The 25,847-nt window shown below is 71.3% G+C and carries 22 protein-coding genes; 10 read left to right on the top strand and 12 right to left on the bottom strand.

Annotated features, from left to right (window positions below):
* Positions 1–59: 59 nt before the first annotated feature.
* Positions 60–2,348: a bifunctional salicylyl-CoA 5-hydroxylase/oxidoreductase gene (locus OG746_RS14730; protein ID WP_266715044.1), complete on the bottom strand. Its 2,289-nt coding sequence runs from the start codon at positions 2,346–2,348 to the stop codon at positions 60–62.
* 7 nt (positions 2,349–2,355) lie between these two features.
* Positions 2,356–3,186 (bottom strand): enoyl-CoA hydratase family protein, encoded by an 831-nt coding sequence (locus OG746_RS14725; RefSeq protein ID WP_266715043.1) that lies wholly within the window; start codon positions 3,184–3,186, stop codon positions 2,356–2,358.
* A 288-nt stretch (positions 3,187–3,474) separates the two neighbouring features.
* Between OG746_RS14725 and OG746_RS14720 the strand changes: the two genes are divergently transcribed.
* Positions 3,475–3,933 (top strand): ATP-binding protein, encoded by a 459-nt coding sequence (locus tag OG746_RS14720; protein WP_266715042.1) that lies wholly within the window; start codon positions 3,475–3,477, stop codon positions 3,931–3,933.
* Here OG746_RS14720 and OG746_RS14715 read toward each other — a convergent pair.
* The 5 genes from OG746_RS14715 to OG746_RS14695 form a co-directional block, all read right to left on the bottom strand.
* On the bottom strand, positions 3,893–5,365 hold the full coding sequence (locus OG746_RS14715; protein ID WP_266715041.1) for an amino acid permease: 1,473 nt from the start codon (positions 5,363–5,365) through the stop codon (positions 3,893–3,895). The two genes, OG746_RS14720 and OG746_RS14715, sit on opposite strands and share 41 nt — an antisense overlap.
* A 120-nt stretch (positions 5,366–5,485) precedes the next feature.
* Positions 5,486–6,481 carry an ornithine carbamoyltransferase gene (argF, locus tag OG746_RS14710; RefSeq protein ID WP_266715040.1) on the bottom strand — a complete coding sequence of 332 codons (996 nt, stop codon included), beginning with the start codon at positions 6,479–6,481 and terminating at the stop codon, positions 5,486–5,488.
* Positions 6,482–6,620: 139 nt separating this feature from the next.
* Positions 6,621–7,859, bottom strand: coding sequence for an arginine deiminase (locus tag OG746_RS14705; protein ID WP_266715039.1), 1,239 nt, complete (start codon positions 7,857–7,859; stop codon positions 6,621–6,623).
* Positions 7,860–7,964: 105 nt separating this feature from the next.
* Positions 7,965–10,523: a polynucleotide kinase-phosphatase gene (locus OG746_RS14700; protein WP_266715038.1), complete on the bottom strand. Its 2,559-nt coding sequence runs from the start codon at positions 10,521–10,523 to the stop codon at positions 7,965–7,967.
* Positions 10,520–12,022 (bottom strand): 3' terminal RNA ribose 2'-O-methyltransferase Hen1, encoded by a 1,503-nt coding sequence (locus OG746_RS14695; protein ID WP_266715037.1) that lies wholly within the window; start codon positions 12,020–12,022, stop codon positions 10,520–10,522. Before OG746_RS14695 ends, OG746_RS14700 begins: the two co-directional genes overlap by 4 nt.
* Positions 12,023–12,127: 105 nt before the next feature.
* Here OG746_RS14695 and OG746_RS14690 point away from each other — a divergent pair, with 105 nt between their 5' ends.
* The gene (locus OG746_RS14690) at positions 12,128–13,051 is read left to right on the top strand and encodes an LLM class F420-dependent oxidoreductase (protein WP_266715036.1); all 924 of its coding nucleotides are present in this window, start codon (positions 12,128–12,130) and stop codon (positions 13,049–13,051) included.
* 217 nt (positions 13,052–13,268) lie between these two features.
* Positions 13,269–13,478: a hypothetical protein gene (locus OG746_RS14685; protein WP_266715035.1), complete on the top strand. Its 210-nt coding sequence runs from the start codon at positions 13,269–13,271 to the stop codon at positions 13,476–13,478.
* A 195-nt stretch (positions 13,479–13,673) separates the two neighbouring features.
* Here the strand turns inward: OG746_RS14685 and OG746_RS14680 are convergent, their stop codons facing one another.
* The 5 genes from OG746_RS14680 to OG746_RS14660 form a co-directional block, all read right to left on the bottom strand.
* Positions 13,674–14,177 carry a DUF6099 family protein gene (locus OG746_RS14680; RefSeq protein WP_266715034.1) on the bottom strand — a complete coding sequence of 168 codons (504 nt, stop codon included), beginning with the start codon at positions 14,175–14,177 and terminating at the stop codon, positions 13,674–13,676.
* 235 nt (positions 14,178–14,412) lie between these two features.
* Positions 14,413–14,799 (bottom strand): nucleotide pyrophosphohydrolase, encoded by a 387-nt coding sequence (locus tag OG746_RS14675; protein ID WP_266715033.1) that lies wholly within the window; start codon positions 14,797–14,799, stop codon positions 14,413–14,415.
* Positions 14,796–15,962, bottom strand: coding sequence for an AAA family ATPase (locus tag OG746_RS14670; RefSeq protein WP_266715032.1), 1,167 nt, complete (start codon positions 15,960–15,962; stop codon positions 14,796–14,798). The genes OG746_RS14675 and OG746_RS14670 overlap by 4 nt, the downstream gene beginning before the upstream one ends.
* Positions 15,963–16,145: 183 nt before the next feature.
* Positions 16,146–16,526 carry a cell division protein SepF gene (locus OG746_RS14665; protein ID WP_266718951.1) on the bottom strand — a complete coding sequence of 127 codons (381 nt, stop codon included), beginning with the start codon at positions 16,524–16,526 and terminating at the stop codon, positions 16,146–16,148.
* A gap of 106 nt (positions 16,527–16,632) precedes the next feature.
* Positions 16,633–17,454, bottom strand: coding sequence for an ABC transporter ATP-binding protein (locus tag OG746_RS14660; protein WP_266715031.1), 822 nt, complete (start codon positions 17,452–17,454; stop codon positions 16,633–16,635).
* 175 nt (positions 17,455–17,629) lie between these two features.
* Here OG746_RS14660 and OG746_RS14655 point away from each other — a divergent pair, with 175 nt between their 5' ends.
* From OG746_RS14655 to OG746_RS14625, 7 genes are all read left to right on the top strand, one after another.
* Positions 17,630–19,810: an MMPL family transporter gene (locus OG746_RS14655; protein ID WP_266715030.1), complete on the top strand. Its 2,181-nt coding sequence runs from the start codon at positions 17,630–17,632 to the stop codon at positions 19,808–19,810.
* 5 nt (positions 19,811–19,815) lie between these two features.
* The gene (locus tag OG746_RS14650; protein ID WP_266715029.1) at positions 19,816–21,063 is read left to right on the top strand and encodes a sensor histidine kinase; all 1,248 of its coding nucleotides are present in this window, start codon (positions 19,816–19,818) and stop codon (positions 21,061–21,063) included.
* Entirely contained in the window at positions 21,060–21,692 is a 633-nt protein-coding gene (locus tag OG746_RS14645) for a response regulator (RefSeq protein WP_266715028.1), read from the top strand. The genes OG746_RS14650 and OG746_RS14645 overlap by 4 nt, the downstream gene beginning before the upstream one ends.
* Positions 21,693–21,784: 92 nt before the next feature.
* Positions 21,785–22,483, top strand: a complete 699-nt coding sequence (locus OG746_RS14640) for a FadR/GntR family transcriptional regulator (protein ID WP_266715027.1) — start codon at positions 21,785–21,787, stop codon at positions 22,481–22,483.
* Positions 22,480–23,256 (top strand): creatininase family protein, encoded by a 777-nt coding sequence (locus OG746_RS14635; RefSeq protein WP_266715026.1) that lies wholly within the window; start codon positions 22,480–22,482, stop codon positions 23,254–23,256. Before OG746_RS14640 ends, OG746_RS14635 begins: the two co-directional genes overlap by 4 nt.
* A 46-nt stretch (positions 23,257–23,302) precedes the next feature.
* The gene (locus OG746_RS14630) at positions 23,303–24,250 is read left to right on the top strand and encodes a CE1 family esterase (RefSeq protein WP_266715025.1); all 948 of its coding nucleotides are present in this window, start codon (positions 23,303–23,305) and stop codon (positions 24,248–24,250) included.
* A 14-nt stretch (positions 24,251–24,264) separates the two neighbouring features.
* On the top strand, positions 24,265–25,821 hold the full coding sequence (locus OG746_RS14625) for an AbgT family transporter (RefSeq protein ID WP_266715024.1): 1,557 nt from the start codon (positions 24,265–24,267) through the stop codon (positions 25,819–25,821).
* Positions 25,822–25,847: the final 26 nt, after the last annotated feature.

The raw sequence follows: 25,847 nt of genomic DNA, 5'->3' as shown, positions 1-25,847 counted from the left end.
GGGCCGCCGAACCCCCGGTACCGCCCAACCGTCGCCATGGGCGCCCACCGATCACCCGGTCACCCCGGCAGCACCAACCTCGGCTTAGGCGCATCCAGCCGACCCGTCTGGGGCCGCCGGGACCCCGCACCGTACTGCTGGGGCCACACCACCCCCGGCCCCACATACCCCTGTTCCGCCGCCGCGTGGAGCGTCCAGTTGGGGTCGTACAGGTGCGGGCGGGCCAGCGCGCAGAGGTCCGTACGGCCTGCCAGGACAAGGGAGTTGACGTCGTCCCACGACGAGATCGCGCCGACCGCGACGACCGGGACACCGGCCTCCGCCCGGATCCGGTCCGCGTACGGCACCTGGTAGGAGCGCCCGAACGCGGGCCGCTCGTCCGAGACGACCTGCCCCGTGGACACGTCGATCGCGTCGGCGCCGTGCGCGGCGAAGGCACGGGCGACCGCCACGGCCTCCTCCTCGCTGGTGCCGCCCTCCGCCCAGTCCGTGGCCGAGATCCGCACCGTCATCGGGCGCTCGTCCGGCCACACCTCGCGTACGGCGTCGAAGACTTCCAGCGGGAACCGCAACCGGCCCTCCAGCGAGCCGCCGTACGCGTCCGTACGCCGGTTCGTCAGCGGCGAGAGGAAGCCGGAGAGAAGGTACCCGTGCGCACAGTGGAGTTCGAGGAGGTCGAAGCCCGAGTCCGCCGCGTTCCGTGCCGCAACCACGAACTGCTCACGCACGTCCGCGAGTTCGGCCACCGCCAACTCGCGCGGCAGCTGGCTGTCCGGCCGGTAGCGGAGCGCGGACGCCGCGACCAGCGGCCAGTTGTCGTCCGCCGCCGGGAGCGGCTCGTCCATGCCCTCCCACATGAGGCGCGTGGAACCCTTCCGCCCCGAGTGGCCGAGCTGCACCCCGATCGCCGTGCCGGGTGACTGCGTGTGGACGAAGTCCGTGATCCTGCGCCAGGACGCCGCCTGTTCGGGTGCGTACAGGCCCGCGCAGCCCGGCGTGATGCGGCCCTCCGGGCTCACGCACACCATCTCCGTCATGACGAGGCCCGCCCCGCCGAGCGCCCGCGCCCCCAGGTGCACGAGGTGGAAGTCGCCCGGCACCCCGTCCGCCGCCGAGTACATGTCCATCGGCGAGACGACGACCCGGTTGCGCAGCTCAAGGCCACCGAGCCGGAACGGCGTGAACATCGGCGGCGTGCCCTCGGGGCAGCCGAACTCCCGCTCCACCGCCTCCGTGAACCCCGCGTCCCGCAGCCGAAGGTTCTCGTGCGTCACCCGGCGCGAGCGCGTGAGCAGGTTGAACGCGAACTGGCGCGGCGGCTGGTCGAGATAGCGGCCCAGCTCCTCGAACCACTGGAGGCTGGCCCGCGCCGCCCGCTGCGTCGACGCCACGACGGGCCTGCGCTCCTCCTCGTACGCGGCCAGCGCCGCATCGGTCGTCGGCTGCTCGGTCAGGCACGCGGCGAGCGCGAGCGCGTCCTCGACGGCGAGCTTCGTACCGGAGCCGATGGAGAAGTGCGCGGTGTGCGCGGCGTCGCCGATGAGCACGCAATTCCCGTGCGACCAGCGGTCGTTGACGACAGTCCGAAAAGTCGCCCACGAAGAGTTGTTGGTCCTCAGAGCCCGGCCGCCCAGCGCGTCCTTGAAGATTTTCGCGCAGGCCTCGATCGATTCGCGTACGTCCATGTCGGCGAAGCCTGCCGCTCGCCACACTTCCTCGCGCATCTCCACGATCACCGTGGACCCACCCTCGCTGAACGGGTATCCGTGCAGCTGCATCACGCCGTGTTCCGTCTCGGCGATGTCGAAGCGGAAGGCGTCGAAGGCGAAGTCGGCGGCGAGCCAGATGTAGCGGTTGCGGTGCTCCTCGATGTGCGGCCCGAACGCGTCGGCGTACGTGTCGCGGGTCTTGCTGTGCACCCCGTCGGCGGCGATCACCAGGTCGTACGCCTCGCGGAGTGCGGCGATCGGCGGCGCCTCCTCCTGGAAGCGCAGGTCCACGCCGAGTTCGCGGCAGCGGCCGTGCAGGATCTCCAGGAGGCGGCGTCGGCCGAGCGCCGCGAAACCGTGGCCGGTCGACGTGTGGCGCTGCCCCCTGTGCACGATGTCGATGTCGTCCCAGCGTACGAACTCGTCCTGGAGCGCCCGGTAGACCACCGGGTCGGCGTGCTCGATGCCGCCGAGGGTCTCGTCGGACAGGACGACGCCGAAGCCGAACGTGTCGTCCGGGGCGTTCCGCTCCCAGACCGTGATCTCCCGGTCCGGGTCGAGGCGCTTGAGGAGGGCGGCGGCGTACAGGCCGCCGGGGCCGCCTCCGATGACGGCGATGCGCCGGGCGCGTACGGTCATTCGCCGGTCACCGCCCCTGCCACTTCGGCGGGCGCTTGTCGGTGAACGCCGCGTGGAACTCGGCGTAGTCCTCACCGTGCATGAGCAGCGCCTGCGTGGCCGCGTCCATCTCGATGGCCCCGGCGAGGGGCATGTCCAGCTCGGCCGTCAGGAGCGCCTTCGTCTGCGCGTACGCGAGCGCGGGCCCCTCGGCGAGGCGCCGGCCGAGGGCGAGCGCGGCCTCGTCGGCCCGGCCCTCGTCGGTCAGCTCGCTGATCAGGCCGATGCGCTCGGCCTCGGGCGCGCGGACCGCGTCGCCGAGCATCAGGAGGCGGGTGGCGTGACCGAGGCCGACGACGCGGGGCAGCAGATAGGCCGCGCCCATGTCGCCGCCGGAAAGGCCGACCTTCGTGAACAGGAACGCGAAGCGGGCACTGGGGTCGGCGACGCGGAAGTCGGAGGCGAGCGCCAGGACCGCGCCCGCGCCTGCCGCGACCCCGTGCACGGCGGCGATCACCGGGAAGGGTGCCTCGCGCACGGCCCGTACGACCTGCCCGGTCATCCGGTTGAAGTCGAGGATCTGCGCGGTGTCCATGGAGAGCGTGGCGCCGATGATCTCGTCGACGTCGCCTCCGGAGCAGAAGCCGCGGCCCTCGCCGGTAAGGACGAGGGCGCGCACGGATTTCTCGCGGGACAGCTCGGCGAGGAGGTCGCGCAGGTCGGCGTAGGCGCCGAAGGTGAGCGCGTTGAGCTTCTCGGGGCGGGCGAGCGTGACGGTGGCGACGCCGCTCTCGTCCACGGCGTACGTCAGGTGCTGCCAGGAGTCGGTGCGGGGGGTGGAGCCGGTGAAGGGACTCATGCGATGCCTCCGGCGGGTGGCGGGCGTGGCGTGCCGAGGAGGGGCCAGGGCTCTTGCGGCGGATCCTGCTGGCCCTGGACCCGTCGACCGTATCACCGCATCGTGACCGCCGTCACGAGTGCGCGATAACCCAGAAAGGGTCGGACGTCCCGAGCTGCACCGACGGGAGCCTCTTTCGCCCCACGCCGTACCATTCATAAGGTTGAACGCAGGACAGTCCCCCTTGAGCCCGTTCCTCCGAGCCCGCCCCCGAGCCGCATACGCGCCCTCCGCCCCCAGGATTCCGCCGTGACTCCCTTCTCCGGTCCCCCTACGCCCACGTCGTGGCGCATAGCCCTACCGCACACGGCCGCGGCCGTGCCGGTCGCGCGTGCCCTCGTGCGGACCGCGCTGTCCGAGATCGAGTCACCGGCCGCGGACGCGGACACGGCGGAGCTGCTGACGGCGGAGCTGGTGGCGAACGCGGTGGAGCACACGACCGGGGAGACGCCGATCGAGCTGGTCGTGGAGCTGCTCGACTCCGGCTGTCAGGTCGAGGTGCACGACACGGACCCGGCGCCGCCCACCGACCTCACCAACCCCGAGGACGACGGGCCGCCCGACCCCTGGCAGGAGCACGGCCGCGGCCTGCTCCTCATCCGCACGCTCAGCTCGTCGTGCGGGCACCGCCCCACCGATTCCGGCAAGGCGGTGTGGTTCACGCTTCCTACCGCGGTGCCGGCGCAGCGTCCGGCGTCCGAGGCGTAGCCCCGCCACCGTCGCCGTTGCCGTCGCCGTCGCCGAGCCGCGAGTTGCGGCGGCCGTACAGCGCGTACACGAGCGCGCCCACGACGAGGAACACCGCGAACTGGACCCAGGTCGTCCAGCCCGTGCCCCAGATCAGGTAGAGGCAGAAGCCGACACCCAGGATCGGGCTGACCGGGTACAGCGGCACCCGGAACGAGCGCTTCAGACCGGGGTGCGAGCGGCGCAGCGCGATCACCGCGATGTTCACGACGACCATGGTGGCGAGCGTGCCGATGGTGGTCAGGTTGACGACGGCGTCGAGCGAGGAGAACGCGGCCGGGATCGCGAAGACGGTCGCGACGATCCACGTGTTGGCGACCGGCGTGTGCGTCTTCGGGGAGACCCGCTCGAAGACCCGCGGGATCAGCCCGTCGCGGGACATCGACATCAGGATCCGGGTCTGCCCGTACATCACCGCGAGCACGACCGAGGCGATGGCGACGACCGCGCCGAAGGCGATGATGCCGCCGCCGACAGCCGACCCGGTGACCTGGTCGACGACGAGGGAGAGCGCGGCCGGCTTGTCCCCGACGGCGTCCGCGCCGAGCGCGCCGATGGCGGCGACGGCCACGGCGACGTAGAGCAGCGTGACGATGCCGATGCAGATCAGGATCGCGAGCGGGATGTTGCGCCGCGGGTTCTTGACCTCTTCGCCGGCCGTGGTGACCGCGTCGAAGCCGATGTACGAGAAGAAGGCGAGCGAGGCGCCGGAGGTGACACCGGCCATGCCGTCCTTCAGGAACGGGGTCAGATTGCCGGCCTCGAAGGCGGAGTAGGCGATCGCGCAGAACACGATCAGGATGCCGATCTTGAGCACGGCCATCGCGGCGGTCGCCCCCGCGCTCTCCCGGATCCCGCGGACCAGCAGGGCCGCGGCCATCAGCATCACGAGCACGGCGGGCAGGTTGATCACGCCACCGTCGGCGGGCCCGGCGGAGAGTGCCTCGGGCAGCTGCCACCCGAAGACGCTGTCGAGCAGCTCGTTCAGATACTGGCTCCAGCCGACGGCCACGGCCGACACCGAGACGCCGTACTCCAGGAGCAGGCACCAGCCCACGAGGAAGGCGACGCGCTCGCCGAGGGTCGCGTAGGCGAAGGAGTACGAGGATCCGGAGACCGGGATCGCGCCGCCCAGCTCGGCGAAGGAGAACGCCGTGAAGATGCAGGTGATCGCGGCGAGGACGAAGGAGAGGATGACGGCGGGGCCGGCCTCGGCGACCGTGTCGGACAGGCCGACGAAGATGCCGGTGCCGACGATCGCGCCGACGCCGAAGCACACGAGCTGGAAGAGCCCCATGGTGCGCTTGAGGCCGTGGCCTTCGAGGTCGGCGCCCGATTCGGCGATGAGGGACTCGGGCGACTTGATGCGCAGGCCGGACGGGGTCGGCGACATGGGGTGGTGCTCTTTTCTGGTGTGCGGGTGCGGCGGGGTGGGCCGCATGCCGGTGGGGTCGGAGAGGGTGTTCCGGCCCCACCAGTTTGAACGGTTACTCAGTGAATGCGCGGTTTGTCGCTACCGGCCGAGCGTCGCGACCATGATGGCCTTGATGGTGTGCATCCGGTTCTCCGCCTCGTCGAAGACGACGGAGTGCTCCGACTCGAAGACCTCGTCGGTGACCTCGAGGGACTCCAGGCCGTACTTGGCGTGGATCTCGCGGCCGACCTTGGTGCCCAGGTCGTGGAAGGCGGGGAGGCAGTGCAGGAACTTCACGTCCGCGTTCCCCGTAGCGCGCAGGACGTCCATCGTCACCGCGTACGGCGTGAGCGCCTTGATCCGCTCGTCCCAGATCTCCTCCGGCTCACCCATCGACACCCATACGTCGGTGACCACGAAGTCGGCGCCGGCGACGCCCTCCTCGACGGTCTCCGTGAGCGTGATGCGGGCGCCGCTGGCGGCGGCCAGCTCGCGGGCCTTGGCGACGATCTCCTCGGCCGGCCAGTAGGCCTTCGGCGCGACGATCCGGACGTCCATGCCGAGCAGGGCGCCGGTGACGAGGTACGAGTTGCCCATGTTGAACCGGGCGTCGCCGAGGTAGGCGAAGGACATCTCGGTGAGCGGCTTGGCACTGTACTCGGTCATCGTGAGCACGTCGGCGAGCATCTGCGTGGGGTGCCAGTCGTCGGTCAGGCCGTTGTAGACCGGCACGCCCGCGTACTCGGCGAGCGTCTCCACGATGGCCTGCTCGTCGCCCCGGAACTCGATGGCGTCGAACATCCGGCCGAGCACGCGGGCGGTGTCCTTGCTCGACTCCTTCTTGCCGATGTGCGAGCCGGCCGGGTCGATGTACGTCGTCGACGCACCCTGGTCGGCGGCCGCGACCTCGAAGGAGCAGCGCGTACGCGTGGACGCCTTCTCGAAGATCAGCGCAACGTTCCTACCCTTGAGGTGCTGCGTCTCGGTCCCCGCCTTCTTGGCCGCCTTCAGCTCCGCGGCCAGGTCGACCAGGCCTCGGAACTCCTCGGCGGTGAAATCCAGCTCCTTGAGGAAGTGGCGGCCGGTGAGGTTCATTCGGGGGCTCCTGCGCGTGACTCGGGGACGGGGTCGGGACAGTGGAAGTCTATACGATGTTCCACATTTCTATTCATGATATTCCCGGACGGCGTCGCACGCGCAGCGCGACCGCGACACCGAGCGCGAACAGCGGCAGTCAGGAGGTGTTGACGGCGTCGCGCTCGACCGGGCAGCTCATGCAGCGCGGGCCGCCGCGCCCCCGCCCCAGCTCGCTGCCCGGGATCTCGATGACCTCGATCCCCTGCTTGCGCAGGAACGTGTTCGTCGTGGCGTTCCGCTCGTACGCGACGACGACACCCGGCTCGACGGCGAGCACATTGCAGCCGTCGTCCCACTGCTCGCGCTCCGCGGCGTGCACGTCCTGCGTCGCGGTCAGCACCCGGATCCCGGGGAGCCCGAGCGCGGCGGCGATCGCCCGGTGCATGTGCTCCGGCGGATGGTCGGTGACCTTCAACTCCGCGCCGGACGAGCCCGGTTCGATGGTGTACGAGCGCAGCATGCCGAGCCCCGCGTACTGCGTGAACGTATCGCCGTCGACCATCGTCATGACCGTGTCGAGGTGCATAAAGGCCCTCCGTTTCGGCATGTCGAGGGCGACGATGGTGCGCGCCGAGCCCGCCGCGAACAGCTTGTGCGCGAGCATCTCCACGGCCTGCGGCGTGGTCCGCTCGCTCATCCCGATGAGTACGGCGCCCCGCCCGATGACGAGCACGTCGCCGCCCTCGATGGTCGACGGGAAGTCGGCCTGCCCCTCGGACCAGACGTGGAAGCCGTCCTCCGCGTCCCGGAACAGCGGGTGGTGCCGGTAGATCGCTTCGAAGTGGACGGTCTCACGCTGCCGGGCCGGCCAGCGCATCGCGTTGATGGACACCCCGTCGTAGATCCAGGCCGAGGTGTCGCGGGTGAACAGGTGGTTGGGCAGCGGGCCGAGCAGGAAGTCGTCGAGCTCCATGACGTGGAAGCGCACGGAGGTCGGCTCCGGGTGCGCCGCCAGGAACTCGCGCTTCGTCATCCCGCCGATGAGCGCCTCGGCGAGCTCCGTGGACGGCAGCGTCTCGAAGGCCTCCCGCAGATGGCCGGTGGCCAGCGGTCCGTACTCCTTCTCGTCGAAGACCCGGTCCAGGACGAGGCCGCGGGCGGCGTCGACGTCCAGGGCCTCGGTCAGCAGGTCGCCGAAGAGGTGCACGTCGACGCCCCGGTCGCGCAGGACGTCGGCGAACCCGTCGTGCTCCTGGCGGGCCCGGCGGACCCACAGCACGTCGTCGAAGAGCAACTGGTCCTTATTGCTGGGCGTGAGCCGCTTCAGCTCCAGATCGGGCCGATGCAGGATGACTCGGCGCAGGCGGCCGGCCTCGGAGCCGACGTGGAATCCCATGCCCCCATCCTTACCCGCCGCACCGCGGTTGCGCCCCGGGGCTCCGCCCCGGACCCCGCGCCTCAATCGCCGGCGGGGCTCAATATGCCGAACCGTGGAATCGCGTCACAGCCGAGGGTCGACCGGCTCCGACTCCAGCGCCAGGACCGCGAACACCGCCTCATGCACCCGCCACAACGGCTCCCCCTCCGCAAGCCGGTCCAGGGCCTCCAGGCCCAATCCGTACTCACGGATCGCCAACGACCGCTTGTGCCCAAGGAACCGCTGCCGAAGCTTCGCCAGATTCCCCGGCCGCGTGTACTCCGGCCCGTAAATGATCCGGAGGTACTCGCGCCCGCGGCACTTCACGCCCGGCTGCACGAGCCGCCCCTTCGCATCCCGCACCAGCGCCCCGACCGGCTTGACGACCATGCCCTCGCCGCCCCGCCCGGTCATCTCCAGCCACCAGTCGACCCCGGCCCGCACCGACTCGGCGTCCCCCGTGTCGACGTACAGCCGCCGCGTCGTCTGCAACAGCCCCGTCGTGTCGTGCGCGACGACCCGGTCGATGAGGGAGAGCTGCTCGTCGTGCGGCAGCCCGGCGAGCGAACGTCCCCGCGCGGCCAGGATCTGGAACGGCGCGAGCCGCACCCCGTCGAGGCCGTCCGTACTCCAGCAGTAGCGCCGGTACGCGTCCGTGAACGCGGCGGCGTCGGCCGCCCGACCACGCTGACGCTCCAGCAGATCACCCACGTCGACGCCCCGCCCGGCCGCCGCCTCCAGCACCCCGAGCGCACTCGGGAACACGGCACCGGACGCCGCGCCCACCGCCGCGTACTGCGCGCGCAGCAGCCCGGACGCCTTGAGCGACCACGGCATCAACTCGGCGTCGAACAGCACCCAGTCAGTGTCGAGCTCCTCCCAGAGGCCCGCGGCGGTGACGGCGTCCCGCACCCGCCCGATGACCGCCTCGGCGGTCTCCGCGTCGTCGAAGAACGGCCGCCCGGTGCGCGTGTAGACCGAACCGGTGACCGGCCCACCACTCTCCTCGGAGACCCCGAAGCGCTCCCGCGCCGCCTCCGCGTCGCGGCACACCAGCACCACAGCCCGCGAACCCATGTGCTTCTCCTCGCACACGACCCGCTCCACACCGTCGGCCGCGTACTGGGCGAACGCCTCGGCCGGGTGCTCCAGGTAGCCGTCCTGCGAGGACGTCGCGGTCGGCGCCATCGTCGGCGGCAGATACGGCACCAGCCGCGGGTCGACCGCGAACCGGCTCATGACCTCCAGCGCCGCCGCCGCGTTCTCCTCGCGCACGGTCACCCGGCCCGTGTGCCGCGTCTCCACGCTCCGGCGGCCGTGCACATCGGCGAGGTCCAGCGGACGCCCCTCGTGCCCGCCCGGCGCCTCCGTCGCCAGCGGCCTGGCCGGCTCGTACCAGACCTGCTCGGCCGGTACGTCGACCAGCTCGCGCTCGGGCCAGCGCAGCGCGGTGAGCTTCCCGCCGAACACGGCGCCGGTGTCGAGGCAGATGGTGTTGTTGAGCCACGTAGCGGTCGGCACCGGGGTGTGGCCGTAGACCACGGCCGCCTGGCCGCGGTACTCCTCCGCCCACGGATAGCGCACCGGCAGCCCGAACTCGTCGGTCTCGCCGGTCGTGTCCCCGTACAGCGCGTGCGAACGGACCCGCCCCGATGTGCGGCCGTGGTACTTCTCGGGCAGCCCGGCGTGACACACGACGAGCTTCCCGCCGTCGAGGACGTAGTGGCTGACCAGCCCCTCGACGAACGTGCGCACCTCCGCGCGGAACTCCTCGCTCTCCCCGCCCAGCTGCTCGACCGTCTCGGCGAGGCCGTGCGTGTGCTGCACGTTGCGCCCCTTCAGCCAACGGCCCAGCTTGTTCTCGTGGTTGCCGGGCACGCACAGCGCGGTGCCGGCCTTCACCATGTCCATCACGCGGCGCAGCACACCGGGTGTGTCGGGGCCGCGGTCGACGAGGTCGCCGACGAACACGGCGGTCCGACCCTCGGGGTGCTCCCCGTCCACGTACCCCAACTTTCCGAGCAGCGTGTCGAGTTCGCTCGCGCATCCGTGGATGTCGCCGATGATGTCGAACGGTCCGGTGAGGTGCGTCAGATCGTTGTACCGCTTCTCGCGCACGACGCTCGCGCCCTCGACCTGCTCGACACCGCGCAGCACGTGCACCTTGCGGAAGCCCTCGCGCTCCAAGTGCTTGAGTGAGCGGCGCAGTTCGCGGGTGTGCCGGGTGATGACGCGGCGCGGCATGTCGGCGCGGTCGGTCCGCCCGGCGTTCCGCGCGGCGCACACGTCCTCCGGCACGTCGAGCACGATGGCGATGGGCAGCACGTCGTACTTCCGTGCCAGGTCGACCAGTTGACGGCGGGCGTCCTGCTGGACGTTGGTCGCGTCGACGACGGTCAGACGCCCGGCCGCGAGCCGCTTGCCCGCGATGTAGTGCAGTACGTCGAAGGCGTCACGGCTGGCGCCCTGGTCGTTCTCGTCGTCGGCCACCAGGCCGCGGCAGAAGTCGCTGGAGATCACCTCGGTCGGCTTGAAGTGGGCGCGCGCGAACGTGGACTTGCCCGAACCGGACGCGCCGACCAGCACGACGAGGGCGAGATCGGTGACGGGCAGCACGCGCCCTGTGGTGTCGGTGGTGGTCATACGGCCTTCGCCCCCTTCTCGTTCCTGACTGTGGTCTCTGCCATCTCTGTCGTGCCTGCGGTCTTGGTCGTCGTGAACACCGCCATCTGCGTCGGCGGCCCCACCTCCGGGTCGTCGTCCCCCACCGGCACGTACCGCACGGCGTACCCGTGCCGCGCGGCGACCCGCTCCGCCCACTCGCGGAACTCGGCCCGCGTCCACTCGAACCGGTGGTCGCCGTGCCGGGCGTGCCCCTCGGGCAGGGACTCCCAGCGGACGTTGTACTCGACGTTCGGCGTGGTCACGACGACCGCCCGGGGCCGCGCCGAACCGAACACCGCGTACTCGAGCGCGGGCAGCCGCGGCAGGTCGAGGTGCTCGATGACCTCGCTGAGCACCGCGGCGTCGTACCCCTTGAGCCGCTTGTCGGTGTACGCGAGCGAGCCCTGCATGAGCTGTACGCGGGAGGCCTGCCGCTCGCCCATCCGCTCCAGCTTCAGCCGCCGGGACGCGACGGTGAGCGCACGCATCGACACATCGACGCCCACGATCTCGGTGAACCGCACGTCCTTCAGCAGCTCCTGCACCAACTGGCCCTGCCCACAGCCCAGATCGAGCACCCGTGCGGCGCCGGACTCCCGGAGCGCGGCAAGGATCGCCTCCCGGCGCCGCACCGCCAGCGGCACGGGACGCTCCTCGGTGTCGCTCTCCTCGTCCACGGCGTTGTCGATCTCGTCGATGTCCGTGTCGTCGGCGTCCGCGAGCCTGGCCAGTTCGAGGCGCTCCATGGCCTGCCGGGTCAGCGACCAACGCCGCGACAGATACCGGCCGACGATCAGCTTCTGCTCGGGGTGCTCGGGCAGCCACCCGTCCCCCGCGCGCAGCAGCTTGTCGACCTCGTCGGCCGAGACCCAGTAGTGCTTGGCGTCGTCGAGCACCGGCAACAGCACATACAGGTGCCGCAGCGCATGCGCGAGCCGCAGCTCACCCTCCAGGACGAGCCGCACATAGCGCGAGTCGCCCCACTCCGGGAACTGCTCGTCCAGCGGCACGGCCGCCACCTCGACCGTCCACCCCAGCGGCTCGAACAGCTTCCGTACGAGGTCGGGCCCGCCGCGCGCCGGCAGCGCGGGCACCTCGATGCGCAGCGGCAGCGCCTGCTCGGCGCGCTCCGGGCGGGCCTTGCAGGCGCCGCGCAGCGCGCTGGAGAACACGTTGCTCAACGCGACGGCCAGCAGCGACGACGCGGCGTAGGGCCGGTCGTTGACGTACTGCGCGAGCGCCGCGTCGGGAGCGCCACCCCGCCCCTTGCCCCTGCCCCGCCGGGCCAGCGCCACGGGGTCCACTTCCAGCAGCAGCGCGGCCGTGCACCGCTCGTCGCCGGCCTCGGGGTAGAGGACGTGCGCGGTGCCGTGCGCCGTGCTGAAGGCCTGGGCGTTCGCTGGATGCTTGTGCAGCAGAAAGCCCAGATCGGTGGCCGGATTCGCGGCATTGCCGGTGGTCGAGATCGTCAAAAGCACACGGCCGAGTATGGCTCCGACCCCGCGCTCCCCACCATGGATTTTCGCCCGCTCGACGACGCCCGCATCATCGAAGCGCGCACCCCTGACCTGCATGATGGGTGCATGGATCTTCGCGTATTCACCGAACCGCAGCAGGGTGCGACCTACGAGACGCTGCTCCGCGTCGCCAAGGCCGCCGAGGACTTGAACTATGGAGCCTTTTTCCGGTCGGACCACTACCTCCACATGGGCCCCGTCGACGGCCTGCCCGGGCCCACGGACGCCTGGACGACGCTCGCCGGTCTCGCCCGGGAGACGAGCCGGATCCGGCTCGGCACGCTGATGACGGCCGGCACCTTCCGGCTGCCCGGCGTGCTCGCCATCCAGGTCGCGCAGGTCGACCAGATGTCGGGCGGCCGCGTCGAGCTGGGGCTCGGCTCCGGCTGGTACGAGGAGGAGCACTCCGCGTACGGCATCCCGTTCCCGAAGGAGAAGTTCGGCCGCCTCGAGGAGCAGCTCGCCATCGTGACGGGCCTGTGGGAGACGCCGGTCGGGCAGCGCTTCAACTACGACGGATCCTTCTACCAGTTGAAGGACTCCCCGGCCCTGCCCAAGCCCACCCAGCCGCGCGTCCCGATCCTCATCGGCGGTCACGGCGCCAAGAAGACCCCGGCGCTCGCCGCGAAGTACGCCACCGAGTTCAACATCCCCTTCGCCTCGATCGCCGACACGGAGCAGCAGTTCAAGCGCGTGAGGGCCGCGGCCGGCGAGCACGGTCGCGCCCAGGACGCGCTCACCTACTCCAACGCCCTCATCGCCTGCGTCGGCCGCACCGACGCCGAGGTCAAGCGCCGCGCCGACGCCATCGGCCGCGACGTCGACGAGCTCAAGGCCAACGGCCTCGCCGGCTCCCCCGCCGAGGTCGTCGAACGCCTCGCCGCATACCAGTCCGTGGGATCCCAACGGATGTACCTCCAGATGCTCGACCTCGATGACCTGGACCACTTGGAACTGATCGCCTCCGAGGTGGCGACACAACTGAGCTGAGCGGGCGGGCCGCTCCTTCGTCCCCGTCGCCACGGTCGGGTGAAATTGCGTCAACCCGGCGCGTGGTGGCGGGGGCGCCCAGTGACCCGGCCCCGGTCGTGATCGTTGACTCGGGCGGAGCCGGACCGCCCGGCACCCGCGCCGGCGGTCGCTGCCGGGCGTCACGATTGCGTCAACTGCCCTCCCGCTCGGGAGGGCGAGGGCCGAGGAGGCCGCCATGTCCCAGGAAGCCGTGCCCGATGGGGCCGTGCACGATGAGGCCGTGCACGACACGTCCGCGCCGGAGCAGGAAGGCGCACCCAAGGGTCTGCTGCAGCAGATGGAAGAGCTGATGGCCGCGCTCAACGCCGACCTGACGCAGCTCGACGCCGACCTCCAGCAGCCGCCCAGGACTTCGCCACAGCCACCGGCCGACGAGGACGTCTGAGCGGGACGCTCGCCGCGTCAGGCGCCCGCGACGCCGCCCGGGGTCGGAGCCAGGGGCGACGTCAGGGCCGGGCCCGCCCGGGCCGCCCTGGGTCGTCCGGCCACCCTGAGTCGCCCGCCCGGCCGCGCGCCCGCCGGTCTCAGGCCGCGGGTATCAGCCTGTCGGCCCCAGCCAGCCAGTCTTAGCCCACCGGTCTCAGGCCGCCGAGTCCGAGTCCGGCTCCGGTGCGGGCTCCCGGTCGGCGAGGGGCAGCGCGCGGCAGCCCTCCGGGAGCCGCCGCAATATCCCGAGGATTCTGTCCCTCGACTCGTCCGCCGCGTCGATCGCCTCCATGCACTGCCAATAGGCCCCCTCCTCGAACGACTCGCTCGCCACGCCGACCAGCGCGATGCCCACGTCACCGAGCAGGACGCCGAGATCCATCAACGCCCGGTGCACATCGCCCAGTTCGGTCAGCTGGGCCGCCCGTATCCCGCCGGCCCCCACGATCGGCGTCGCCGAACCCCCGCTGCCGCGCGCCCCCGCCTCGCTCAGTCCCAGCGCCTCGCCTCGTAACTCCGGCGGCCCCTGCATCGCGAGGCGACTCCCTATCGCCTGCGCCAAAGCCTGTGCCTGCCACGCCTCCCTCATGATGTCCCGCGGGTCCTGGCTCTCCGCCAGGGCCCGTCGGCCGACCCCGATGAGCCGCACCGCATCCATCGCGTCCCCGTCCGTCTCCCGCCCGAACTCCTTCGTCCACTACCCAGAGTGAAGGTATGAGCGGCGAAAAGCCAGGGGAAGCCCGAAATCTGTGGACACAACGTTCAATGTGGATAAGTCGATGACTCCGGAGAGTGACATTCGGTGCGTCGGCGGGCAGTTGACGGAGGCGGGGCATCCACCCCACCCGGCACCCGCGCCCCGCAGCTCCACCCGGGACCCTCGCCCCGCACCTCTATCCGGCGCCCTCACCCCGCACCGGGAACCGCCGCTCGTTGCGGTCGATCTTCGCCGACAGGGCGGCCAGTGCGTCGATGCCCAACACCTCGCACAGTTGCAGCAGATATGCGAGGACGTCGGCGACCTCGTCCTCGACGCGGTGGGCCGAGTCCGGGTCCGCCATCACGCGGCTCGACTGCTCGGGGGTCAACCACTGGAAGATCTCGACCAGTTCGGACGCCTCGACGCTCAGCGCGGCCGCCAGGTTCTTCGGCGTGTGGAAGGGCTGCCAGTCGCGGGCGACCGCGAACCGGGCGAGGCGCGCCTGCAGGGTGGCCACGTCCAGCGGACGGCCTTCGTCACGGTCATCCGCACGGCGGGTTTCTTCACGTTCCTCGTTCATCGCTCCAGGTCTACCATCGCCGCCCCCTCCGCCCGCGCTCCCCGCTCCGCCTCGGAGCCCTCGCCCACCGCGGCGACGAGCCGGATGTGGCCGCGGGCGCACATACGGGCGGCCAGCGCGGTGAGTTCGGCGCACTGGGCGCGGTCGAGGCTCCGGTCGAAGCCGTCCGCGAGAACGGTCAGGCTCTGGTACGCCTCCGGGACCTCGGCCGCCGCGTCGACGGCGAGCACGCGGGGTCCGGTGAGCAGGACGAGCGCGAGGGCGAGATACCTCAACTCGCCGTCCGCGAGCCGCTCGACGGGGCTCGTGACCCCGCCGCCGCGATCCACGACGGCGCGCACGGACCCATCGGGCGCGATCTCGGCGCGTACATCGGTCACCGGTCCCACGAGGCCCGCGCGGGCCGCCGCGACGAGCAGCGCGTGCCGGGTCCCGCACTCGGCTCCGGTGCGGCGCAGTACGGCGGCGAGGTTGTCGCAGCCGCCGTGCAGCCGGTCGGCCGCCGCGGGAGCCGGGGTGCGCATCCGCGTGGGGTCGGGGTCGCAGGCGAAGGTGGAGCGCAGGCCGACGACGACCTGTTCGGCCGCGGCGAGCACCTTGCGCTGTCCTTCGGTGCGGCCCGCGACGCGCAGCGGGAGCATGGCCGTGCCGAGCAGGTCGTCGGGGAGCGGCCCGCGGGTCACGGGCACGGAGCCCGCGGTGTGCCAGGCGGCCTGGACGTCGCGTCGGCCGGGGTCGCGCAGGGCGGTCTGCAGGTAGGTGATGTCGGGTCCGGTCAACCGCTCGCCGACGACGCGGAGTTCGGGTTCGGCCTGGACGGCCAGGTCGAGCCGTACAGGTCCCATGGGGCCTTCGACGGTGCAGCCGATGTGGAACCCGCGGCGGCGTTCGGCGTCGGGGCGCGCGCGTTCGGGAACGTAGGCGTGGGGGTCGGGGAACACGTCCGCGAGGTGTGCGCCGCCGCCGAGTCCGGCGAGCGCCGCGAAGGCGCGCAGCGCGCTGGTCTTGCCGCTGCCGCTGGGGCCGGACACGGCGGTGAACGGGCCGAGGGGGACGATGGTGCCGCGGTGCCGGGCGAAGGCGGCGAGCCTGAGCCGGGTCACGCGGGGGCGGTCGGAGGACGCGCCGGGGAGCGGGGGTGCGTCGCGCCGGAGCACGGTCATGGGTTGAACGTAGGGGTCCGTTCCGCGCAGAACCGTTTGCGCGGAGCGGCCTTCCTACGATCGGGGGACTATGCCCGTCGGGCTTGCCCCGGCGGTGCGCCTATGGTCGGCCGGGGTTACGGCCTCGGGGCTCCGCCCCGGACCCCGCGCCTCAATCGCCGGCGGGGCTTAACTGTCGCGCCGCTACGAGACCGCGCCCTGCACCAGCCCCTGGACCTCCGTGCCGGGAGGCGCCAGCAGGAAGACGTTGCGGTCGACGCGGTGCATGCCGCAGCCGAGGCCGAGGACGACGCCGCTGCTGAAGTCCAGGACCCGCTTGGCGACTTCGGTCTCGGCGCCGGTCAGGTCGAGCAGCACCGGTATGCCGGACATGACGGTCTCGGCGACTTCGCGCGCGTCGCCGAAGACGTTGACGCGAAGCACCACGAAGCGGCGGCGCGGTTCGGTCTCCGCTTCCGGCATCGCCCGGTGGTCGACCGCGGACGGCCACTCGTTGCGGCTGCGCAGCGGCACGACCTGGGCGAGACCTTCCCACTGTTCGTCGGTGACGTCGTGGCTGTTCAGTTCCCCCACCCCGTTTGGGCTCGCACTCTTGTCTGTACGGCCCAATTCTTACGTCATGTAACCCATTCGGCCCAACACCGACACGGTGCGGCACTCGTGCGACCGGTCACACTTGGTCACCGGAGCGCGCCAGCCACCGCCCGGCGTGCCGGGTGACCTCGATGGGGCGGCCGAAGCAGGAGGTCATCAGGTCCTTGGTCAGCACCTCGTCCACGGCGCCGCGGGCGAGGACGCGGCCCTCGCGCAGCAGGAGGGCGTGGCTGATGGCCGGGGAGAGCTCTTCGAGGTGGTGGGTGACGGTCACCGTCGCCAACTCGGGGCGGCCTTCCGCGATGTGACGCATCGTGTCGATGAGGTCCTCGCGCGAGGGCAGGTCGAGGGCGTTGAACGGCTCGTCGAGCAGGAGCAGCGCCGGGTCCGCCATGAGGGCGCGGGCGATGAGGAGGCGGGCCCGCTGGCCGCCGGAGCACACCCCGTACGGACGGTCGGCGAGCTCCTTGATCTGGAGTTCGGCGAGCAGCGCGTGGGCCCGCTCGCGCACCTCGTCGTCGTACGTCTTCCAGAGCGGCTGGACAGTGCCGCTGTGGCCGGTGAGGACGACGGTGTGCCCCGGCAGGTCCTGGGGGACGCGCTGCGAGGTGGAGACGTGCCCGATGAGCGCGCGCAACTCGCGAACGTCGACGCGACCGAGCTGGTGGCCGAGGACCTCGACGGTGCCGGTGGTGGGGAAGTTCGTGGCGCCGACGATACGCAGGATGCTGGTCTTGCCGGCACCGTTCGGGCCGAGCAGGGCCCAGTGCTCGCCGGAGCGCACGGTCCAGTCGATGCCGTCGAGGATGACCTGGCCGGTGGTGTAGCGGCGCATGCTGACGGCGTCGAGGGCTGCCACCACGTGTCCGTCGCTCCGGTTGCCGTCCGTCCCGTTCATGGCGTCTCCCGATTCGTCGTGCGTTGCACGGAGACTAGCTGTAGGTGGCATTTATCCGGGCGGGCGTCCGAGTCGTGGACCGGTCCGGGGTCGTCCGGGGTCCACCGACCGGTGGACCCCGAGTTCCACCGGTCGCCGCTGTCCGCGCCCACGCCCCGCGACCAGCATGGACGTCATGACCAACTACCCCGTACGTATGGCTCGTTGGAGTGCCGGGCACCCGTGGAGGGCGATCACCGGCTGGTTCTTGTTTGTTGTTCTGTGTCTTGGTGCCGGGATCGCCGTGGGTGGCAATGCCGCCACGTCCGCCGATTTCGGCGTCGGTGAGGCGGGGCGCGGTGAGGCGATCGCCCGGGAGGGTGGGCTCGCGCAGCGGCCCGTCGAACGGGTGCTGATCGAGGAGCGCGGCGCCGGGCGGCTTGAGCGGGCGACCGGTGGCGCCGTCGCCGGTGATGTCGTCGACCGGATGCGGGGGCTGCCCGAGGTGCGGTCCGTGGCCGAGCCCGTGTGGTCGAAGGACGGCCGGGCGGTGCGCGTCGACGTCACCATGAAGGGCGCCGAGCTCGACGGGAAGAAGCACGTCGATCCGCTGCGGGCACAGACCGAGCAGGTACAGAAGGCGCATCCCGGGCTGCGTGTCGAGGAGACCGGCGGGCCGTCCATCAGTCAGGGCGTCGACAAGCTGCGCGGCAGTGACCTCTCCCGTACGGAGATGATCGCGCTGCCCATCACGCTGCTCACGCTGCTGCTCGTGTTCCGGTCGGTGGCGATGGCGACCGTGCCGCTGCTGCTCGCGCTGTCCGCGATCGTCGCGTCGATCGGTCTGTCGATGCTCGCCTCGCACGTCTTCCCCGACGCGGGGGTCGGCGCGAACATCATTCTGCTGATCGGGCTCGCCGTCGGCGTCGACTACACGTTGTTCTATCTGAAGCGGGAGAGGGAGGAACGGGACCGGTCGCAGGGGCAGTTGGACTCGCGGGCGCTTGTGGAGATCGCCGCTGCCACCTCCGGGCGCGCGGTCGTGCTGTCCGGGCTCGCGGTCGCCGTGTCCAGCGCGACGCTCTATCTCGCCGACGACGTGATCTTCTCGTCGATCGCGACGGCCGCGATCCTGGTGACGCTGGTCGCCGTGGTCAGCTCCCTGACGGTGCTGCCCGCGCTGCTCGTGAAGATCGGGGCGCGCGCCGAGCGCCGCGCCGCACGCAAGCCGCGTAAGTCGCGTAAGCCGGGGTCGCAGAAGCCCGTGCGGCACAACGTCCTCTTGCGGCTCACCGCCCGTCGACCCGGCGCCGTACTGATCGTCGCGGTCCTCGCGATGCTGGCCCTGGCGGCTCCCCTGCTCGGCTTGAAGCTGACCGACATGGGCCGCGAGACGCACTCGCGGCAGACGCAGTCGATGCCCACCTTCGACCGGTTGAACGCGGCGTTCCCCGAGGTCAAGGCCTTGCATCAAGTTCTCGTACGGGCCGACGCCGAGCGCGCCGACGAGGTGGCCGGGGCGCTGCGCTCGCTCGCCGCGGACGCCAAGGACGACCCCGGCCTGAACGGCACATACACCCTGCGCAGCTCTGCCGACCATCGCGTCACCTCGCTCGAACTGCCCGTCCCCCACTACGTCAGCACCGAGCCGGCGCAGGAGTCGCTGCAGCGGCTGCGGCTGGAGTATCTCCCCGAAGCGGTACGAGAGTTGGGCGGGGGCGTCGATGTCGCGGTCAGCGGTGACGTGGCCCGTTACGCCGACTATCCCGCGCATCAGAAGGAGAAGCTGCCGCTGATCATCGGGGCGTTGCTGCTCGTGACGTTCGCGATGACCGTGTGGGCGTTCCGGTCCGTGGTGCTCGGGTTCGTCGGGGTCGCGCTGAATCTGCTGTCGGCGGCCGCCTCGCTCGGCGTGCTCATCTTTACGTTCCAGGGGAGTTGGGCCGAGGGGTTGCTGGACTTCCAGTCGACGGGATCGATCGGTTCGCGGGTGCCGCTGTTCCTCTTCGTGATCCTCTTCGGGCTCTCCATGGACTACCAGGTGTTCGTGATCAGCCGGATCAAGGAGGCCGCGGAGCGCGGGGTGCCGACGCGGCAGGCGGTGCTCGACGGGGTCGGCAGCTCCGCCGGGGTGGTGACCAGCGCGGCGTTCGTGATGGTGACCGTGTTCGCCAGCTTTGTGTCGCTGCACTTCATCGAGATGAAGCAGATCGGGTTCAGCCTGGCCGTGGCGGTGCTCCTGGACGCGTTCGTCATCCGGGTGCTGATCCTGCCCGCACTCATGCTGCTGCTGGGCGAGCGGAGTTGGTGGCCCTCGCGCGGGCCGCTGCGGGCCGGGAAGTCCACGTCCGAGCGCCCGCTGGCGAACGTAGGCTGATCGTCGTGGACAGCAGCCGAGCGCCTCTCCTCGCCCCGCGGCAGACGGCCGCCGTGCCCGTACCGCACCGCTGGAACGCCGTGCTGTGGGTGCTGTGCGGCCTGGTCCCGCCCGCCCTCGCGGTGGCGGACACCCCGCCCGGGACGAAGTACCCGACGTTCGTGCTGCTGTCCGCCATGACCTGCGCGTACGCGGCGGTGGCCATGTTCCCCGGTCGGGAGCTGCTGCGGCCGACCACCTACCTCTCACTGCTCGCCGCCGGGGTCGGCGCGGTGGCGTACACGATGGGCAGCGGCGCGGCCCTGTTCATCGTGTCGCTGCCGCACTTCTGGATCTACGCGTCCGGGCCCGGCGCCGCCCTCGCCCTCAGCGGGGCGACGGCCGCGCTCACCGTCGGCGGCACCATCGTCGGCCGCGATCCCGGCACTCAACTCATCAACGGCAACGTCCTGTTCACTCTCGCCGGGTACGCCGCCGGGTCCACGGTGGGGCTCCTCGTGCACCGGATCACCGAGCAGGGCCAGGCCCGCACTCAACGGCTGAGCGACGAACTCGCCGACACACAGCAGGCGTTGGCGGCAGCGCATCGTCAGCAGGGCGCGGCGGACGAGCGGGAGCGGATGGCCCGCGAGATCCACGACACGCTCGCCCAGGGTTTCGCCTCGATCATCGTCCTCGCGGAAGCGGCCCGCGCCGGACTCCCGACCGAATCGGCGCGCTCCGCCCAGCAGTTGACGTCGATCGAGCACACGGCGCGGGAGAACCTGGCGGAGGCGCGGGACCTGGTCGGCGCCACCCCGCCACCGGGCGGCGCCGCACAGGGCCCGGTGGCGGGCACGCTGCGCCGCATCCTCGACCGGTTCGCGCAGGACACCGGGATCACGGTGGACGCCGAGCTGGCCGAGGTCGACTGCGACCAGCAGACCCGTATCGCGCTGCTGCGCTGCACGCAGGAGTCGCTCTCCAACGTCCGTAAGCACGCTGCCGCTTCGACCGTCGCCGTGGTGTTGGAGCAGGGCGCGTACGGCATCGATCTGGAAGTCACCGACGACGGGCGCGGTTTCGACGTCGCCGCGGCGCGCGGCTTCGGCCTCGACGGCATGCGCAAGCGGCTCGCCGAGCTCGGCGGCGAACTGACCGTCACCAGCTCACCGGGCGACGGCACCCGCGTACTGGCCCAACTGCCCGGCACCGGGGCCGCGGACCGGAACGTAGACCGGAACGTAGACCGGACCACAGAGGAGCGAGTATGAGTGGCGAGGCGAAGCTGAGGGTCGTCGTGGTCGACGATCACACCGTGATGCGGGCCGGCGTCGTCGCCCTGCTCGCGCCGGAGCCCGGAATCGAGATCGTCGGCGAGGCGGACGACGGCCGGCCCGGCGTGGCGCTCGTCGAGGATCTGCGCCCCGATGTGGCGCTGCTCGACCTGCGGATGCCGGGGCTCGACGGGGTGGCGGCGACCGAGCGGATCGTCGCGGGCCCGAGCCGTACCCGCGTCCTGATCCTGACGACGTACGACACGGACACCGAGATCGAACGGGCGGTGGAGGCGGGCGCGATCGGCTACCTGCTCAAGGACACCACGCGCGAGCAACTCGTCGACGCGATCCGCTCCGCGGCACGCGGCGAGACGGTGCTGGCCCCGCGGGTGGCACAGAAACTCGTGGCGAAGCTGCGCCGACCCACCCAGACGGCGCTGACCGCGCGCGAGGTGGACGTCCTGACGGCGGTCGCGGACGGCCTGTCCAACCCCGACATCGCGAAGCGCCTCGTGATCGGCGAGGCGACCGTGAAGACCCACCTGCTGCGCATCTTCGCGAAGTTGGACGTGAGCGACCGGACGCGGGCGGTGGTCGTGGCGATGGAGCGCGGGGTGCTGTAGGCCGGTCGCGGCCCGGGAAACCAAAGCCGTGCGGAAACCAAAGCCGTGCACGACCGTTGACACCCCCACTGACCAAGTGATCTATTCACTTTATGAGTTACGCCGATCAACCCTCGCTGTCCGAGCGCCTCGCGGACGACATAGTCGAGATCATCCGCACCGAACGACTCTCCCCCGGCGACGCCCTGGCCTCCTCGCGCGAGCTGGCCAAGCGGTTCGAGGTGACGACGCCGACCGTGCGGGAGGCGCTGCGGCGCCTTGAGGCCATGCAGGTCGTGGAGTTCCGGCACGGTTCGGGCACGTACGTCGGGCCCGGCGTCGAGCGGCGGCTGCTCGCCAATCCGCACCGCCCACGCACCTCGCAGCGGTCCGTCCTCGAACTCGTCGAGGCACGCCTCGTCGTCGAGCCCGCGGTCGCGGCCGAGGCGGCCCGCATTCGACTCCCGCAGGGCATCGAGCAGTTGGAGCACGCGGCGGCCAACGCCCTGTTCCCGCCCGAGGAGTCGCTGCGCCGCTCCGTGCACTTCCATGTGGCGCTCGCGACGGCCAGCGGGAACGCGCTGCTGAAGGAGACCGTCGAGGCACTTCTCCAGGTCCGCGCCCGCGACCAGGTCGAGATCCGGCACCGCTACAACGACCGGGAGCGCGACCACGCCGAGCATCTGGAGATCGTCGAGGCGGTACGGGACGGTGACGCGGCGGAGGCCGAGCGGATCACCCGGGAGCACCTGACCGCGATCCGGGACACCGTCCTCACCGCCGACTTCCCCGACGGGGGTGAGCTCGCGTGACTCACATCCAACAGCCTTACCGGCTCGCCGAGTTGACGACGGAGGAGGCCGCCGAGGCCGTCACCCGCGCCCCCGTCGTCATCATCCCGGCCGGCGCCTACGAGCAGCACGGCCCCGGCATGCCCATCGCCACGGACACCATCCGCGCCGAGCGGATCGCCGACCTCGTCGGGGCCCGGCTCGCCGGGCGCGTGGTGATCGGCCCGCCGCTCCCGGTCGGCGTCTCTCCGCACCACATGGCGTTCGCCGGGACGGTGACGCTGACGACGACCACGTTCGCCGCGGTCGTGCGCGAGTACGTGGAGAGCCTGCGGCGGCACGGCTGGCGACGGTTCCTGGTACTGACCGGGCACGGCGGCAACAACGCGACGCTCACCACGGTGGCGCAGGACCTGCTCGCGTCCCACCCCGACGTGCGATTCGCCTGGACGCCGGTCACTTCGCTGGTATCCGGCGTTGTGGCGACGATGGGGGTGAGCGAGGTGCACGGGCACAGCGGCGAGGCAGAGACCGCCCAAATGCTGGCCCTGGCACCAGAGTTGGTTCACCAGGACCGACTGAAGCCCGGAACCGTGTCCCTCGACGAACTGGGCCCCGAGTCCCGCCTCGCCCGCACCTTCTCGCAGCCGACGCTGACCCTGCCGTACGACGAACTGAGTGCCAACGGCGTGCTCGGTGACCCGACTTCGGTCACGGCCGAGGACGGGCGGGCCATCGTGGACGCCGCCGTCGACCGCGTGTCCGCCTTCGTCGAAGAGTGGCTCGACCTGTAACACCCCTGCCCTACCCCCTCTCAGCAACCCTCATTTGGAGCCGCACATGAAGGGTCTACTTCGGCGTGCCTGCGTACTGGCCGCCGCACTCGTCGCCGTACCGTTCGCCCCGGCACAGGCCTCCCCGGCCGTTCACCCCACCGGCTGCGGCACCCCCGCCCCGCAACAACCCGGCACCAGCGTCCCGCACACCATGACCAGCGGCGGCCGCGAGCGCACGTACCAGCTGCACCTCCCCAACGGCTACACACCGGACCGCAGTTGGCCGCTGATCGTCGCCTACCACGGGCGCGGCAACACCGGAGCCGGCACCGAGGCGTTCTCCCGCCTCTCCACGCTGCCCGCGATCGTCGCCTACCCGAACGGGGTCGTCGGCACCGGCGACGGTGAGCGGCAGGCCTGGCAGGGCGCTCCGTACGCGGCGGCCGGCGTGGACGACGTCGCGTTCACCGGGGATCTCCTCGACTCCCTCGAAGGCTCGCTGTGCGTGAACGAGCGGCGGGTGTACGCCACCGGAAAGTCCAACGGCGCCGGATTCACCGGCCTGCTCGCCTGCCGGATGTCCGACCGGTTCGCCGCCGTCGCACCGGTCGCCGGGGCCTTCTACCCCGGCACCCGCGAGGGCGGCTGCGATCCGGAGCGCCCGATGCCCGTCCTCGACTTCCACGGCACCGGCGACACCACCATCCCGTACGCGGGTGACACCGACCGCGGGCTGCCCGCCATCCAGGACTGGGTGCGCGAGTGGGCCGACCGGGACGGCTGCCGCACCCGCACGCCCGACCAGGTGACCGAGCCCGACATCACGACGTCCCGGTGGACCGGCTGCGCGGGCGGCGCGGAGGTGGCGCACGTCGCGGTCACCGACGGCGGACACACCTGGCCGGGCGCCGACGGCTACAGCGGCGGCGGCTACACCACGCAGACGATCCAGGCCCACGAGGTGATGTGGGCGTTCTTCAGGAACCACGAACTCCCAACCCGTCAACGCTAGTTGGAGCCGCAGCCATGACCGTACAGAGAGAGGCACCACCGCACGCCGAAGCGGCCGCACGACTGCCCTTCGTCATCCGCGCCCTCGGCGTCGTCGAACGTGCGGGGAACCGACTGCCGCACCCGTTCTGGCTGTTCTGGATCCTGTCGGCGGTGCTCGCCGTCGTCAGCGCCGTGCTCGCCGGGTTCGACGTGTCCGTGGTGTCGCCCGCCGACCACAAGACGGTCGCCGTGCAGAACCTGCTCAGCGGCGACGGGCTCGCCATGGCGGTGTCGACGATGGTGTCGAACTTCGCCGAGTTCCCGCCGATGGCGACGATCGTGGTCGTCATCATGGGCGTCGCCGTCGCCGAGCGCAGCGGATTCCTGTCCGCCGCGATGAAGGTCGGGGTCGCGCGGGTGCCCGCGTCGTGGGTGGTGTTCGCCGTCGCGTTCGCCGGGACGGTCGCGCACGTCGCGTCGGCCGCCGCGTACATCATCCTGGTGCCACTCGGCGGGCTCGCCTTCCGCGCCGTGGGCCGCTCCCCGATCCTCGGCATCGTCGTGGCGTACACGTCGATCGCCTCCGGCTACGACGCGAGCCCGGTGCCCACGCCGAACGACGCGATCTTCGCGGGCATCACGACGGCCGCCGCGAAGATCGCGGGCGGCGACGACGCGTACGTGTCACCGCTGTCCAACTGGTTCTTCAACATCGCCTCTTCTCTCCTGCTCGCCACCGTCATCACGCTGGTCACGCGCTGGGTCCTGGCCAAGCGACCGGACCTCGACCCGGACCCCGACGCGGACGTCGAGGACCTGGGCACGCTGGACCTGAGCGAGCGTGAACGCTCCGCGCTGCGCCGGGCGTTGCTCGCGCTCGGCGGCGGCCTGGTGCTGGTCGTGGCTGCACTCGTCCCCACGTCCTCTCCCCTGCGCGGGGACGGCGGCAGCATCGTCGAGTCGCCGTTCATCGACGGCATCGCGGCGGTCGTGGCCGTCCTGTTCGCGCTCACCGGCATCGTGTACGGGGCGCGCTCGGGGTCGATCGCGAAGCCCGGCGACGTACCGAAGCTGATGGCGGCGGGCGTGAAGCAGATGGCGCCGGTACTGGTCCTCTTCTTCGCCATCGCCCAGTTCCTCGCCTACTTCGACTGGACGCACATCGGCGACGTACTGGCGGTGCGGGCGGCCGAACTCCTGGAGCACAGCGGGATGCCGATCGTCGTGGTGTTCCTGCTGATCCTGCTCCTGCTGACCGTCGTGAACGTCATGGTGACCAGCGGCTCCGCGATGTGGGCGCTGGCCGCACCCGTCCTCGTGCCGATGCTGATGCTGGCGCACGTGCCGGCCGAGACGACGCAGGCCCTGTTCCGCATCGCCGACTCCGGGTCGACCGCGATCACACCGATGAGCCCGTACTTCGTGATGGCCCTCGGCTTCCTCCAGCGCTACCGCAAGGACGCGGGCATCGGCACCCTCGCCGCGTACACGCTGCCGCTGGCGATCGCGATGACGGCGGCGTGGACTCTGCTGTTCCTCGCGTGGTGGGCGATCGGGATTCCGCTGGGGCCGGGGGCGCCGGTGCGCTGATGGGTGACGGGCCGGGCCTTCCGCGA

The sequence above is a fragment of the Streptomyces sp. NBC_01016 genome (assembly GCF_026341035.1).
GTDB lineage: Bacteria > Actinomycetota > Actinomycetes > Streptomycetales > Streptomycetaceae > Streptomyces.
The sequence above is the reverse complement of the archived record's forward strand: the minus strand, read 5'-3'. Positions and strand labels throughout refer to the sequence as shown.